Source organism: Dyella sp. NPDC103356 (assembly GCF_055584465.1).
This window is the reverse complement of sequence record NZ_JBVJLZ010000005.1, coordinates 253927-268870: the sequence shown is the minus strand read 5'-3', so window position 1 is coordinate 268870 and position 14944 is coordinate 253927. Positions and strand designations below refer to the sequence as shown.

The following is a 14944-nucleotide window of genomic DNA, read 5'->3' as shown; positions in this document are numbered from 1 at the left end:
TGCTCGTCATCCCGGCGCAGGCCGGGACCCAGTGGCTTTGTGATCGATTATCGCGAGAGCAAACAAGCATCTGCCCTGTCGCGAAAACCGAAGCCACTGGATCCCGGCCTGCGCCGGGATGACGACAGGGAGAACTGAGGCTTTTTCTAACGTCCCGCATCAAGGGTGTCACCAGTCATCTAGCCACCCCGACCGGCCAGGACTAAAGTGGCCGCCATCGAAACGAACCGCGAGGCCGGTCATGGTCGGTTTCCTGATGTGGCTGTTATTGCTGGTGTTCTGCTGGCCGCTGGCGCTGCTTGCGCTGGTGCTCTATCCAATCGTGTGGTTGTTGCTGCTGCCGTTTCGACTGGTCGGCATCACAGTCGATGCAGTGTTCTCGCTACTCAAGGCCGTGTTGTTTCTGCCTGCTCGCATCCTCGGCGCTCGGCCAGGGTAAGCCAACCGCCCGAACCATACTGGCTTGTCATGAGTTCGGGCGGCAACGGCAAATACCGCGTCAATTAAGCTGAATGACCTGATCTTCCGGCCTGTAGCTGACCCGCTGCGAAGCGGGCGCATTGAAATCGATACGCAGCACGGGAACTTGATAGCCATGAGCATCGAGCTTTCGTTGGAAATTCTGTGCTGCCTCTAGCGGGGGATTGGTACCGCTGCTGCTGTGATTCGGATCATAGAAGAATGCCGCGATCCTCTCTTTCAGGAGCGATCCGTCATCGGTGATCTTCAGTAGAAGCTCGTTCCACACATAGAAGTGGCCTCCGTGACCACGGTCGCCATAAATGCTGTGCTCCAGGAGGGCGTTATCCCAAGCCAAGGGGCGATCGACATTCCAGGAACACTGCCGCCAATCGTACGGAAGCTGTGGATTCTCTTCGTGGAAAGCGACCCATTGCGCATGCGACAAGATGCCGGCTGCTTCGCATTGGCCCCAGGCAAAATCGACGTTGCGATGTTGTGCCAAGGGCTGAGGGAAGCGCGTCGGCAACGCTTGCTTCGGATGACCGCACCCGTAGTGATTCCCCGAGCCACTGGTACTTCCATCAAACGCGAACAGGCACATAAAGCCCTGATCCAGCACAGGCAAGCCTTCCGTGATGCCGTACCAGGGATTGCGCAGGATAAACCCTGCCGGGCGAAGCAACTGCGTTGTATTCAGGTCGCCACGAATCCAGGAATAGGAAGATGCTCCCAACCGGACAGCATCTGGGCCATAGAGCCAGGGAAGGTAGTCTCCGTCGGAGACTGCACGCACTAGCAATCCGCTGCAGTAATAGTGCCCCCGAGGAGCCAGCGTATCTGGCTCCTGGCAAGAGCTGGTAATCGTGTTGTAGAGGCGATTGACGGTATCGGCCACTAGCTGTGCCGGCTGCACCTGCTCGGCAGAAACATGCAGCGTCAGACTGGAGAATCCGAACGTGCACAGCATGGAGATGACAATCTTTTTCATAAGATCCCTCTAGATAACATGGCGTCCTTGCCACGCAGGAGTAATTTTACTGCTCGCCGAGACGGTAACTATCGTCGATTGGCTCGACGATATGTGCGCGACTCTCGATGCCGTGCAGGCATCAGAAGAAAACTGACCGCCGCCCCATGCTTAGGCTGCGGTCAGCCAAGGCCTATTTGGATACTACGGGCAGGCTGATAAAGCTCGCCGTACCCGGCGTATGCCATACACGCTGCGTAGCCTTCTGATAATCGCCCGCCTTGGCGTCGAAGATATTCGGCACGAACGTCTGCGGATTGCGATCGTAAAGCGGGAACAGCGTCGACTGGACCTGCACCATGATGCGATGGCCCGGCTGGAACACATGGTTGATCGTCGGCAGCCCAAAGGTATAGAGCAACGGCTGGTTCGACTCGATCGCCTGCGGATGCTCGAAACTGGTGCGATAACGGCCGCGGAAAATATCCAGCGATACCGGCAGCTCGTAACCGCCCATGCCCGGGTCGGAGGCGATCGTGTCCGGATAGACGTCGATCAGCTTCACCACCCAGTCGCTGTCCGTACCGCTGGTGGACGCGTACATATTGACCACCGGCGCACCACCGATATGCAACGGCTCGGTCAACGGCTGACTGACATAGGTAAGGACGTCTGGACGTCCATCCACGAAGCGCTGGTCGTTGAGCAGCCAGCGCGTCCACGCCTCATGATCGGCAAAATGCACCGGCCGCGGCTGGTAGGGCACCGGCTTGGCCGGGTCGGATACGTACTCGTCGTACTTGGCCGCGGCAGCGTCCGGCGCCTGGAAGGCCAGCTTGCCGTCGGCCTCCAGATATAGCGGTTGCGGCTTGCTGGCGCAGCCCTTGTCGCAGCTGAGCGGCCAGGACTTGTAGCGGTCCCAGTGGTTTTCGCCGGTGTTGTAGATCAATACCGGCGGCGTATTGGCCTTCGGTGCGCCATCGACGAGGTATTGATCGAAGAATGGCTTGAGCACATCGCGGCGGAACTGCAGCGCGGTGTCGCCGTCCCACTTCATCGGCCCAAGCGAGGTGCCGTCGTAGTTCACCTGGCTGTGGCGCCAGGGGCCCATCACCAGGTAATTCTTGTCGTTATTCTTGTCTTTAGGCTCGACCTGCTCGTAGCTATGGATCGCGCCCCACATGTCTTCCTGGTCCCACAGGCCTTGAAGCCACATCGTGGGCACGGTCAGCGGCTGCTGACCCATGATCTTGTCGAGCGCCTGGCCCTGCCAGAAGCCATCGTAGGCCGGATGCTCTTCGAGCTTGCGCCAGAACGGCAGCTGGTCGAGACCTGCCGCGCGCGCGTAGTCACCGGCCGAGCCTGCTTCGAGGAAATTGGTGTAGTCGTCGTAGCCGGCACGCGGGATGCCCTCACCCTTACCCTTCTGCGCCGTCTGGCCGAGGATGTAGTCGAAGTTGGTCTGTCGATACGCGCCGTAGTGGAACCAGTCGTCGCCCATCCAGCCATCGACCATCGGGCTTTCGGGTGCGGCCACCTTCAGTGCCGGGTGCGGATGGATCAACGCCATCACAACAGTGAAGCCTTCGTACGACGAGCCGAGCATGCCGACCTTGCCATTCGATTCGGGCGTGTTCTTCACCAGCCAGTCGATGGTGTCGTAGGCATCGGTGGAGTGATCGACTTCGCTGCTGTTGAGCGGCCCACGTAGCGGGCGCGTCATCACATACTCGCCTTCGGAGCCGTATTTGCCGCGCACGTCCTGGAACACACGGATATAGCCGCCCTTGACGAATACCTCGTCGCCCTGCGGCAACTCGTTGATCATCTTCGGCGATTCCAGGCGCATGGCGCGACCGCTGGCGTTGTAGGGCGTGCGCGTCAGCAGGATCGGCGCATGCTTGGCACCCTTGGGAATCACGATCACGGTGTGCAGCTTCACGCCGTCGCGCATCGGGATCATCACCTCGCGCTTGACGTAGTCGAGGCTTTCCGTGGGGGCGGTGAACTTGGCCGGGATGTCGGGCATCAGCGGCGCGGTCTGGGCACCGGCCATGCCGGCGCTCAGGGCGGCCGCGAGTACGGCAAGGGAAAGCATATGACGTGCGGTGGTCATGCAACCTCCTGAGGGCCACCCAGGGAAGGTAGCCGTGACGAAATGCGATAGCGCCATGGCGCAAGCTGTCGACTGTAAGCGAGGCTGGGCGTCGGTCCTACCATGACTTCTTGCCTAGTCGCTCGATCGATTTGATTTTTGTGGGCATTCGTCCAAGGATGACCGGACAACCCTCCAGCGAGCGACCTGCGGCCCGTGCAAGCCATCGACACCCTCACACCCTGCCCTTGCGGCAACCCCGATGGCTACACACGTTGCTGCCAGCTCCTGCATCAGGGCGCGGTGGCCACCAGCGCTGAGGCGCTCATGCGTTCGCGTTACAGCGCTTATGTGCTGAAACTGGAGGACTATCTGCTTGCCACCTGGCATGCGAGCACGCGCCCGGCACACCTGAAGCTGGCCACGCAGCAACCCCCGCCTACCTGGCTGGGCCTGAATGTGAAACGCCATGAAAACCATGGTGACCACGCCATCGTCGAATTCGTGGCGCGCCTGCGCTACGGCGGCGGCAGCGCGCAGCGCATGCACGAGATCAGCCGCTTCGTGCGCGAGGACGGGCGCTGGTTTTATATCGACGGCGAGATCAAGAGCTGATGCTAGAACCCATCTACGCCTGCCTCGTGCAGCTGTTTCGCAAGTGATTGCACCTGGGGATGTTCAAAGAACGCTTTCAGCTTGCGCGCACGTGCCGGCCCCACGCCCGGGTGCTGTTGCCACGCCTGCTCCGTCATCGCGGCACCGGCGTTCCAGTCCGACAAACCGGTAGCACCGGCTGGCGGCATGCCGAGCGAACGCAGCCATGTCGCAAAATCACGCTGCTTCGCCTGTTTGAATGCAGCAGACCATGCAGAGGCACGCGTGGAGCCAATCCCAGAGACTGCCTGCAACTGCGAGGGCGTCAAGCTCATCCAGTCGAGCAAGCCGCGGATGAGTCCGGCGTCGATCAACATCCGCCAGTTGCGCTCGCCCATCCCATCGATCATCAGACCCTTCTTGCCGCTCAACCACACCAGACGCGCGAGAAACTGTTTCTCGCAACCTGGCATCGGCTCCCAGCAAGCCAGCGCATCGTCGGGCCGCGATGGCGGCATGGACACATCGACGCGTTGAGGTGCACGCAACACGACACCATCGAAACGCGGAATCGTCAGGCCGGCCAGCGCCACCACTACCTGATCGCCTGGCCGGACATCGAGAGCTTTCCAGCGCGACAACGAACCCAGCAGCACGCGTCGCACGGTGCGATCGCCCAGAGCAATCGGTTCGAGCTGTAGCACCGCATCCATGCGACCACTGCGGCCGTGCCGAAAATCCACGCCGACGACCGTGGCGACGACCTTGGCCGGCGGATACTTCCATGCGACAGCCCATGCTGGCGGCGTAGCCGCCCATGTCGATGCCGGCGGGCGGCGCCCTTGGCGTATGACGATGCCATCGGTCGAAAAAGGCAGCTCCGTGCGGTACCAGTGCTCTCGCCATCTCGCCACGTCCTGCGGGGTATGCACGCGTTGAGTCAGAACAGCGCTATCGCCAAAGCCCATCGCCGCAAGGCCATCCAGACGTGCCTGCATATCGTCCGGGCCGTCAGGCCAGTCCCAGACGAACAGACCGATCCGGGCAGCCGTGTCCGAGTCCAGTGCTTCGCGCGCCAGCGCACCGGCCACCTTGGATCGCGCCCCAATACTGCCCGCGCTCGCCTGCCTGTGCCCAGGCAGCCGCCAGATCAGTTCGCCCTGCAACACGACACGGGCGGGAGCCTGCCGCAGACGCGCGGGCACCGTTGGCATGCGTCGAACGTGCTGCGTCCAATCGCTGCCGTGCACACCATCGCCGCGGCTTGTCGCCGAGTGTAGTTCGCCATCGATATAAAGCAGGGTCAGCGCAACGCCATCGGCTTTCGGCTGGACCCATAAATCGTCTTTGTCGCGCACTCGTATCCATTCGGCGACAGCATCGACATCCGCCAGCTTGCCCAGCCCCGTTTGCACGACCGCCGCGCGTGCGGCTCCCGTATTACCCAGTTGCTCAGGTTTGTTCGCCAAGCCGGGAAAGCACGCACGCAGCGACTCATACCGCTGCAGCAGCTGATCGTAGATATCATCGTCAATGGGCGAGCGCCCTTCTTCGCGATAGAGGTAATTCCATTCGTCCAGCTGCGCGCGTCGTTCACTAAGATCCATCTTGACCTCCCTGGTCACGCCACCTGGACAGCTCGCGTGTACCGGGACCAGTGCACAGAACCATATTGACCACGCAGTTCCCATGGCACGAATCATCGCCTCTCCTAGCCAACGCTCACCTTGAGAGGATGCGAAGATGGCGCGGCACATGCATTAGCCGGCGTCCCGATCTGTCGTAGGACACGATCATCAATCCGCATAAGTGCTGAATCCAATTCCACATAGCGATCTTGAGCGCGCTTGGGAAAGAAGTGCGCCTTCGGCATACACTCCGACCGATGCGTAAATCACGGCAACAATGGCGATAGCTGATCTTAAAGGCCAGGCGACTGTGCTATCACAAGAACTAACAATGTGGCCCAGATCATAAAAGCACGTAGGTAAAATCCTACACGACGAAATTTTTATCGATCCACATAACATACAAACATCTGACGCATATGGCGTTTTTACAAAATAGTAAAAACGCACGAAATTCAATTGATATAAAGCCAAGTAATTTCGACAACTCGAAAATATTAACGCTTGAAAAGCTAATACTAGGTGCATAGCCTATTTTCGCTTCATTCGACTTTATCACCAGAGGACGTCAGAGTGAAAATTAAAGCGAGTAATGCTATTTTCATAGCATCCATTTTTTTTGCCGGCCAAGTTTCCGCAAACTGTGTATCATGCACAGATCCAGGAAACCCTGGCGATCCGACTGTGTGGAGCCTGATACTTGATAATTGTGGGCTGTGCGGCTTACAAGCTGATCACGCTGGAACTCCGAGAATAGGCCCTATCAACTTTGACCCTAGTGATCCTGGCAAGGGGCTCATAGAGGCAGGCAGCTCGACTGCGGCCAATCCCGCCTTTTCCCTAACAGATAACGGTTCTACCTATACAGTGAGCATGGATGCTAGTTTCACGGAGTCTAGTGGCAAGCAGTCATATGGGATCGAAATCGACGAAGTTGTCGATAAACAAACAGCAGCCGTGATAAGCATAGGTTACATAATGGACGTTTATAGCTCAGCGGACAAGCTTCTAGGCGTATACAAGTCAACAGAAAGCAATCCAAACATGTTTTCAATTGGTCCTTCTACATACGAATTTGTATTTTCAAATGGAGCGACTATAACATTCCAGCAGAATTTCGATCCAAATAATCCTCTTGCTGGAGCTCAGCCAGCGGGCCCGTTATATCCTGGGATATATTTTAGTACGCAATTCCAGGTGAAGATGTTTGTGCCGACAAATTTTTGACAGCTATTGCAACTAAAATAAGCGGTGCGTCAGTGCACCGCTTATAAAGAAGATGGGTGGTCTCTGGCCACTTCCAATACCAAAGAGCAATTCATTTTAGCCATGATCTTTGCCAAAATGCATGTTAGTTTCACCACTAGCCTGCCCATTCGGACCGAAGCGTCGCTCCGTGATAATCCCCTGGCCATCGTAGGCGATGGCAACGACAGTGCTAGCTCGCGTACCATATAGCTCACCGCGAATAAAAGCAGCTGACAACCAACGCTCGCGCTCAAGCCCTACACCGGTGTCTGGCAGTTCGATATCGGGTGCCAGATGCTCGTCGGCCAACGCATCGAAAAGTGTGGAGAAGTCGCCCATACTCTCTGCCTGCAACCAATCACTCATTCGCATCATGAGCCGGCGCACCTTTGGCCATGGCGTATCTAAGTCTGCATTAGAAAGGCCATGAACACCGTCATCGATCATGTGCTTGCGGGATTCGGGGCGATTACCCAAATAGAATGCGCTATGCGTATCGAAAGTCAGCAAGTTGAAAGGCCGATAAACCGCCGCCTCGTTGACCAACCGCGATGCATGCGCTGTTGCATCAGCCGTTCCGCCCAGGTAATCCAGCGCAAGCAGCCCGCGCGAACGACCAAGCTGCGGATCGCGTGGATCGCGCACATTGGTGACGACGCTGCAGCGGCCGTCATCGGTGACGCCGAGCCAGGTACCCCCGGCCTCCAGGTCGCGCCCCCCGATGATCGGCTTGTCCTGCCAACGCGCCAGTTCGGCACTGGGGCGTGCATGAAATTCGTCGCGATTGCCGGCCAGCACCAGCCGCCAGTGCGGATGGGCGTTCCAGGCGAATGCAATCAGGCACATCGTGACATCCTCAACGCAGCGCCGCGCGTTTACGTACCGCCTCGGCCCAGCGTGCGGCAACACGTGGCGACGTCATGCAGACGGCCTCGTCGGTTACGGTCGTAACGGCGCGCTCCAGCAACTGGATATCGGCTTCGTGCTGGCGCGCCACGTGCGGGTCTTCGAAAAAGATCGCGCGTTGACACCGACGCTCCAGTACCAAGTCGGCGATTTGCGCATCGCCACCCAAGGGGCCGCTCTGATAACGAGCGGCCCAGGGCTTGTCCGCAGGCCAACCCAGACGCCACGCCATCTCGTTGAGGCGATGCCCGGTCGTACCCGTGGCGACACGGTGCTTGAATCGCGACAGCACATCGAAATGCGCCGCCGCGTAGGCGAGCATCTGTTCTTTCATGGCATCGTGCGCGATCAACGCGAGCGTGTGGTTTTCCAACGCATACAAATTATCTGCGTCGTGGTCGGGTGTCAGATTCGCATGGATGCGTTCGACTTCGATCCAGTCGCGTGCGGAGGCGACCGTCGAAATAAACGGCTTGTGATGGATGACGCATTGACGCTTGAGTGCGATGGCTTCTGGAAAGATCGACGAGGGGTCGACCGGGTCGATCAGGTAGATGGCGCCGTCGAGTACACGATCGGATTCAGGCAAACCGACGACCTCGGCCACCAGTTTCATCAGGCCGCCTTCGCGGCCGTTCGGATAACGATGCAGGCCGGCGTAGTCGTCGAAACGGTCGTCGGCCACGATGGCATCGTAGGTGCGGCCAACGGCGCATAGCGTGAGATCGAGTTCACGGATGCCTTTGCCGCAGGCATGCAGCCAACGGAACAAGGCCGCGTCGGCGTGGCTGTGGTGCAACTGATTGGCGGCAAGCCCTATCCGCATGACGGCCCCTGGCGCTTCGATAATCGCCAGTGTACCTGTGCGCTTCCAGTGGGGCGACAAGCGAAGCTGATGCAACCCCGGCATCGTTATGGGAGAGAGTCTCCAATGACCTCAGTTTGTTTCGTCATCCCGGCGCAGGCCGGGATCCATTCCTCAGGCCTCGCTTGTCAGACGACCTTTGGCAAGCAGCCCACGCTAAGGGCGTGGATTCCGGCCTGCGCCGGAATGACGAGTAGGAGAGGCTTTATCAAGCCTTCCAGAAGTCGTTTCTACACGGCCGGATCTTCAGACCAGCAACATCTGTGCAATAGAGCCAGCCGCTTCACGCCCGTCATAAACCGCGCGCACCACCAGATCAGCACCACGCACATTGTCGCCACCCGCAAAGATACGCGTATGACTGGTCTGTAGCGGCAACGCACCATTTACGCCTGTCGCAATACGTCCCGAGGCTTCCAATTCCACCCCATGCGAACGCAGCCAATCGGGCGGGCTCGGCAGAAAGCCGAAGGCCTGGATCACCACATCGGCTTCGATCTCGTGCTCGCTGCCCTCGATGTTCTGTGGACGCTGCCGACCATCGCCCGTGTCCACCAACGCGGTCTCGACCACGCGAACCGCACGCACCCGGCCTTGATCGTCGCCAAGAATCTCCAGCGGCTGACGATGGAACAGAAACTCCACGCCCTCTTCGCGGCTATAGCCCACTTCGCGAGCGGAGCCGGGCATGTTCGCCTCGTCACGGCGGTAGACGCAGGTCACCGACTTGGCGCCCAGACGAATGGCAGTGCGATTGCAGTCCATACCGGTATCGCCGCCGCCAAGCACGACTACGCGCTTGCCGTGAAAATCGAAGGCATGCGCCACCGGCTCGTCACGCATAAGGCGCTCGGTATTGCCGATCAGGAACGGCAGCGCATCGTGCACGCCATGCAGTTGACGGCCCGGCAGCTGCGCATCGACATAGGTGTAGGCACCGGTGCCAACGAACACCGCATCGTAATCGTCGAGTAGCTGACCGAATTCGATATCGCGACCGATCTCGTGACCGAGCAGGAAACGTACGCCCATGCCTTCGAGCACGTCGCGACGTGTACGCACAATGTCCTTGTCGAGCTTGAACGGCGGAATGCCGAAGGTCAGCAGGCCACCAATTTCACGTTGGCGATCGTAGACATCCGCTGCGATACCGGCACGGCGCAAACGATCCGCGCAGGCCAACCCGGCCGGACCGGCGCCGATGATCGCCACGCGCTTGCCGGTCTCGCGCACGCGCGACAGATCCGGCCGCCAGCCCTGACGCAAGGCCTCATCGGTCACCCAGCGCTCGATGCTGCCAATGGTGACCGAGCCGAACGCCGTCTGCTCCAGCGTGCAAGCTCCTTCGCACAGACGATCCTGGGGACAGACGCGTCCGCAGATCTCCGGCAAGGGATTGGTCTCGTGCATGAGCGTGGCGGCCTCGAGAATACGGCCGTCCTGCACCAGCTTGAGCCAATTGGGAATGTAGTTATGGACCGGACAGGCGTGTTCGCAATACGGATTGCCGCAATCGATACAGCGCCCGGCCTGGCCGGAAGCCTGCGGCAGGGCGAACTCGCCGGCGATTTCGCCGTAGCCCATGACGCGTACTTGCACGGGAACGGTGCGCGGCGTTTGTCGCGGGAGGTCGAGGAACTGGAAGGCCTTGTCGCTCATGCGGCGCTCCTCAGCTCTTCTGCCAACGCCGACAGGCTCGCCGCCTTCGGCTTGACCAGCCAGAACTTGTACTGCAAGCCGCGGAAGTCGCGCAGGATCTGTCGACCCCAATCACTACCGGTCAACGCGACATGACGCTCGACCAGGCCGCGCAGGTGTTGCATGTAATGCTCCATGCCTTCGGGCGAGATACGCAGGATGTCGACCAGCTCGTGGTTGTAGCAGTCGACAAAGTCGCGCTGCAGATCGAGCACGTACGCAAAACCACCGGTCATGCCCGCGCCGAAGTTCAGGCCCACCTTGCCCAGCACGGCGACTACACCGCCGGTCATGTATTCGCAGCAGTGGTCGCCGGCGCCTTCCACCACGGCCAGCGCGCCGGAGTTGCGTACGGCAAAACGCTCACCGGCGCGGCCGGCGGCAAACAGCTCGCCGTCGGTGGCGCCATACAGGCAGGTGTTGCCGATGATGGCGGCGTCCTGGCTGGCAAACGGCGAATCGAGCGGCGGGCGAACCACGATGCGGCCACCGGCCATGCCCTTGCCGACGCCGTCGTTCGCTTCGCCGGTGAGATCGATATGCACGCCGCCGGCATTCCAGGCACCGAGACTTTGCCCGGCCGCGCCGTTCAACCTCAGGATAATCGGCGACTCGTCCATGCCGTGGTCGCCATGCACGCGCGCGATCTCGCCGGAGAGGCGTGCACCGATGGCGCGGTCGGTATTGACGATGTCGTAGGCGAATTCACCGCCCGTACCCGCCCCCACGATGGCGGCGGTATCCGTCGCAATACGCGTGGCCAGCGCCGCTTCGTCGCGCATCGGATTGCGCGCCAAGGTGCAGGCAAAGTCGACGTTCGAACCCAGGCTGTCGCCATCGATCAGCGGACGCAGGTCCAGCTTGTGCTGCACCGGCGTGGCGCCTTCGAGCTGTTCGAGCAGATCGCTACGACCGATCACCTCGGCCAGCGAACGCACGCCAAGACGCGCCAGATGCGCGCGCACGTCTTCGGCGACAAAACGGAAATAGTTCATCACCATTTCCGGCAGGCCGATGAAGTGCTCCTTGCGCAGCACCGCGTGCTGTGTTGCCACACCGGTCGCGCAATTGTTGAGATGACAGATGCGCAGATATTTGCAGCCCAATGCGACCATCGGACCGGTGCCGAAACCAAAACTCTCCGCGCCAAGCATGGCCGCTTTGATCACGTCCAGGCCGGTCTTCAGACCGCCGTCGGTCTGCAGGCGTACACGCCCGCGCAGATCGTTACGACGCAATGTCTGCTGCGTCTCGGCCAGACCCAGTTCCCACGGCGTACCCGCATACTTGATCGAGGTCAGCGGACTGGCGCCCGTGCCGCCGTCGTGACCGCTGACGGTGATCAGATCCGCACCAGCCTTCACTACGCCGGCAGCGACCGTACCGACACCGGCATGGCTTACCAGCTTGACCGACACCAGCGCCTGCGGGTTGACCTCCTTGAGGTCATGGATCAGCTCGGCGAGATCTTCGATGGAATAGATATCGTGATGCGGCGGCGGCGAGATCAGACCGATGCCGGGCTTGGCGTAACGCAGGCGCGCAATGGTCGCGTCGACCTTGTGCCCCGGAAGCTGACCGCCCTCGCCCGGCTTGGCGCCCTGGGCAATCTTGATCTGCAGCACTTCCGCATTGACCAGATACGCCGGCGTCACACCAAAGCGACCGGAGGCGACCTGCTTGATCTTGGACATCTTCTCGGTGCCATAACGCACCGGGTCTTCGCCGCCTTCGCCGGAATTGCTGCGCGCACCCAGGCGATTCATCGCGATCGCCAGGGCTTCGTGCGCTTCGGGTGACAACGCGCCCAGCGACATGCCGGCGGAGTCGAAGCGACGCAGAATGTCGTCGACCGGCTCGACCTCGGTCAACGGCACCGCGCTCGACGCGGCCCTTGGCGCCAGCAGATCGCGCAGCGCCGACGGCGGCCGGTGATCGACAAAATCCGCATAGGCGCGATAGTCGGCCGCGCTGCCCGTACGTACCGCCTTTTGCAGCGTGGCGATCACGTCCGGGTTGTACATGTGGTATTCGCCGCCGTGCACGTATTTGTAGAGGCCACCGGCGCGCAACGGCAGCGCTTCGTTCCAGGCCTCAGCAGCCAGCAGGCGCTGATCGTGTTCGAGTTCGGCGAAACCGGCGCCGCCGATACGCGAAGGGGTTCCGGGGAAACACAGCTCGACTACTTCCGGCGCCAGGCCGACGATCTCGAATAGCTGCGCGCCGCGATAACCGGCGACCGTCGAGATACCCATCTTGGAGAGGATCTTCAACAAGCCCTTGCGCACGCCGCGGCGATAACTACGGCCGATTTCCATACGGTCGTTGGCGATATGCCCTTCGCGGCCCAGCTCGAACAGGCTCTGATAGGCCAGCCACGGATAGATGGCCGTCGCACCGAAGCCGATCAGGCAGGCGAACTGATGCGGGTCACGCGGCGTCGCCGTCTCGACCAGAATATTGCACTGACAACGCAGGCCTTGATCGATCAGGTGCGCGTGCACCGCGCCGACCGCAAGCAGCGAATGAATCGGCAGCAGACCGCGCTCCGGATAGCGATCGCTGAGGAAGACCAGCGAACAACCGCCGCGCACGGCTTCGGCGGTCTCTTCGCACAAGTGACGCAGCGCCGCTTCCAGGCCTTGCTCCGGCGCGTACATCAGATCGAAGCGCGGCGTGCTGGCGAACTGCGGCATCGCCAGCAACTGGCGCAATTTGCGCTGGGAGAGAATCGGCGAGTTGATCAGGATCTGCCTGGCGTTTTCCGCCTGCAGGTCGAAGACGTTGCCCTCCGGCCCAATCTGCGTCACCAGCGACATCACCAGCTTTTCGCGCAGCGGATCGATCGGCGGGTTGGTGACCTGCGCGAACGCCTGACGGAAACGATCGAACAACGGCCGCACCTGGCGCGACATCGCCGCGATCGGCGTGTCGTCACCCATCGAACCGGTCGCCTCCATCTCCAGCTCGACCAGGGCCTTCAGCACCGTCTCGCGCTCCTCGCGCGACAGGCCGTAGAGCTTCTGATAACAGCGCAGTTGCTCGGCCGGCAACGGCTCGGCAGCCAGCGATGGATCGATCAGGTCCGATTCCAGATAGCTGACACCCGCACGCAGCCAGTCGCGGAACGGTGCACGGCGACGATTGATATCGTCGATGTCGGCATCGCGCAGCAGGCGCTTGTTGGCGAAATCGACCGCGATCATCTCGCCGGGGGCAAGCCGGCCCTTGGCGATCACGCGCGACGAGGGTACGTCCCACAATCCAGCTTCCGATGCCACGATCAGATGATTGTCGTCCGACAAGGCCCAGCGCGCCGGGCGCAGGCCGTTGCGATCCAGCGTGCACGCAGCGTAATGGCCGTCGCACATCACCAGGCCCGCTGGACCGTCCCATGGCTCGCTATGCAGCGCGTAGTACTCGTAGAAGCCGGCCAGATCTTCGTCGATGCCTTCGCGCGCGGCAAATGCCGGCGGCACCAGCATGCGCATCGCCGCGAGCAGGTCCATGCCACCGGCGAGCAGCACTTCCAGCGCGTTATCCAGGCTTTCCGAATCCGAACCGGTCTGGCGTACCAGCGGGCCGATGTCCGACAAGTCGAGCAGAGGCGAACGCAGGATCGATTCGCGCGACTGCATCCAGCGTCGATTGGCGCGGATCGTATTGATCTCTCCGTTATGCGCCAGCATGCGGAACGGCTGCGCCAGCCGCCATTGCGGCGTGGTGTTGGTAGAGAAACGCTGATGGAACACCACCGCGTCCGACACCAGCGCGGGGTGTGAGAGATCGGCAAACACATCGCGCAGGCGACCGGGCGCGGCCATGGCCTTGTAGCCGATGACCTGAGCGGACAGCGTGACCACATAGAAGTGCGGATCGTCGCTCAAGGCCGTCTCGGCGCGCCGGCGTGCGCGGAACAGGGCACGCTCGAACGCCGCGTCGTCGCTGCCTTCGGCCGCATGCACGAAAATCTGTCGCACGCGCGGACGCGCCGACGCGGCCAAGGGACCACACGCCTGCGGATCGACTTCCACGTCGCGCCAGCCGGCAACACGCAGGCCTTCTTCATGCAGGCGCGCTTCGAGCAATTGCGCGGCAGCGTCTCCCCCCGCAGGGTCCAGAAATACCAGACCTGCAGCGAAGCGCTCTTCGAGCGCCAAGCCGGCTTCAGCCGCCAGCGCCGACAGCCAGGGCTGCGGCCGATGAATCAGGACGCCGCAACCATCGCCGCTGACGCCATCGGCGTTGACGCCGCCGCGGTGGGAAAGTTTGGCGAGCGCGACAAAGGCCGTATCGACGAGTTTTTTGCTGGCGCGCCCATCGATCTGGGCGACCAGTCCAAAACCACAGCTATCGTGTTCGAAGGCTGCGTCGTACAGCGTGTTGCCTGGCTCTGCCATCTAAGCCTCCCCGGCTCGTGCATTTGCTGGGCGCAGAAGGCCTCGGTGCGAAAAGCACCGAAGCCCCATGCGAGTATGGCT

The 14944-nt window shown here is 61.0% G+C and carries 10 protein-coding genes; 3 read left to right on the top strand and 7 right to left on the bottom strand.

Going from position 1 to position 14944, the window contains the following annotated elements; genetic code table 11:
* Positions 1-241 precede the first annotated feature (241 nt).
* Positions 242-439, top strand: a complete 198-nt coding sequence (locus tag ACZ6WW_RS13695) for a hypothetical protein (RefSeq protein WP_465274692.1) — start codon at positions 242-244, stop codon at positions 437-439.
* Positions 440-499: 60 nt separating this feature from the next.
* Here ACZ6WW_RS13695 and ACZ6WW_RS13690 read toward each other — a convergent pair whose 3' ends face one another.
* Both ACZ6WW_RS13690 and ACZ6WW_RS13685 read right to left on the bottom strand, forming a co-directional pair.
* Positions 500-1450, bottom strand: a complete 951-nt coding sequence (locus tag ACZ6WW_RS13690) for a hypothetical protein (RefSeq protein WP_465274691.1) — start codon at positions 1448-1450, stop codon at positions 500-502.
* A 172-nt stretch (positions 1451-1622) separates the two neighbouring features.
* Positions 1623-3527 carry a CocE/NonD family hydrolase gene (locus tag ACZ6WW_RS13685; protein WP_465274850.1) on the bottom strand — a complete coding sequence of 635 codons (1905 nt, stop codon included), beginning with the start codon at positions 3525-3527 and terminating at the stop codon, positions 1623-1625.
* Between the two features lie 213 nt (positions 3528-3740).
* On the opposite strand from ACZ6WW_RS13685, the gene ACZ6WW_RS13680 reads away from it, so the two are divergent.
* Complete coding sequence (locus tag ACZ6WW_RS13680) at positions 3741-4139, top strand: YchJ family protein (protein ID WP_465274690.1); 399 nt, start codon at positions 3741-3743, stop codon at positions 4137-4139.
* A 2-nt stretch (positions 4140-4141) separates the two neighbouring features.
* On the opposite strand, the gene ligB is transcribed toward ACZ6WW_RS13680, so the two are convergent.
* Complete coding sequence (gene ligB, locus ACZ6WW_RS13675) at positions 4142-5809, bottom strand: NAD-dependent DNA ligase LigB (protein WP_465274849.1); 1668 nt, start codon at positions 5807-5809, stop codon at positions 4142-4144.
* A gap of 510 nt (positions 5810-6319) precedes the next feature.
* Here ligB and ACZ6WW_RS13670 point away from each other — a divergent pair.
* Positions 6320-6973 (top strand): hypothetical protein, encoded by a 654-nt coding sequence (locus tag ACZ6WW_RS13670; protein WP_465274689.1) that lies wholly within the window; start codon positions 6320-6322, stop codon positions 6971-6973.
* Between the two features lie 96 nt (positions 6974-7069).
* On the opposite strand, the gene ACZ6WW_RS13665 is transcribed toward ACZ6WW_RS13670, so the two are convergent.
* The 4 genes from ACZ6WW_RS13665 to gltB form a co-directional block, all read right to left on the bottom strand.
* On the bottom strand, positions 7070-7840 hold the full coding sequence (locus ACZ6WW_RS13665; protein ID WP_465274688.1) for an NRDE family protein: 771 nt from the start codon (positions 7838-7840) through the stop codon (positions 7070-7072).
* A 10-nt stretch (positions 7841-7850) separates the two neighbouring features.
* Positions 7851-8726: a methylglyoxal synthase gene (locus tag ACZ6WW_RS13660; protein ID WP_465274687.1), complete on the bottom strand. Its 876-nt coding sequence runs from the start codon at positions 8724-8726 to the stop codon at positions 7851-7853.
* A 285-nt stretch (positions 8727-9011) separates the two neighbouring features.
* Positions 9012-10424, bottom strand: a complete 1413-nt coding sequence (locus ACZ6WW_RS13655) for an FAD-dependent oxidoreductase (RefSeq protein WP_465274686.1) — start codon at positions 10422-10424, stop codon at positions 9012-9014.
* Complete coding sequence (gene gltB, locus ACZ6WW_RS13650; RefSeq protein ID WP_465274685.1) at positions 10421-14863, bottom strand: glutamate synthase large subunit; 4443 nt, start codon at positions 14861-14863, stop codon at positions 10421-10423. The genes ACZ6WW_RS13655 and gltB overlap by 4 nt, the downstream gene beginning before the upstream one ends.
* Positions 14864-14944: the final 81 nt, after the last annotated feature.

Bases quoted from the DNA above. Each gene is read 5' to 3' on its own strand.
- ACZ6WW_RS13655 (WP_465274686.1), bottom strand. From the start codon at position 10,424: ATGAGCGACAAGGCCTTCCAGTTCCTCGACCTCCCGCGACAAACGCCG.
- ligB (WP_465274849.1), bottom strand. From the start codon at position 5,809: ATGGGAACTGCGTGGTCAATATGGTTCTGTGCACTGGTCCCGGTACAC.
- ACZ6WW_RS13685 (WP_465274850.1), bottom strand. From the start codon at position 3,527: ATGCTTTCCCTTGCCGTACTCGCGGCCGCCCTGAGCGCCGGCATGGCC.
- ACZ6WW_RS13660 (WP_465274687.1), bottom strand. From the start codon at position 8,726: ATGCGGATAGGGCTTGCCGCCAATCAGTTGCACCACAGCCACGCCGAC.
- ACZ6WW_RS13665 (WP_465274688.1), bottom strand. From the start codon at position 7,840: ATGTGCCTGATTGCATTCGCCTGGAACGCCCATCCGCACTGGCGGCTG.
- ACZ6WW_RS13690 (WP_465274691.1), bottom strand. From the start codon at position 1,450: ATGAAAAAGATTGTCATCTCCATGCTGTGCACGTTCGGATTCTCCAGT.
- gltB (WP_465274685.1), bottom strand. From the start codon at position 14,863: ATGGCAGAGCCAGGCAACACGCTGTACGACGCAGCCTTCGAACACGAT.
- ACZ6WW_RS13695 (WP_465274692.1), top strand. From the start codon at position 242: ATGGTCGGTTTCCTGATGTGGCTGTTATTGCTGGTGTTCTGCTGGCCG.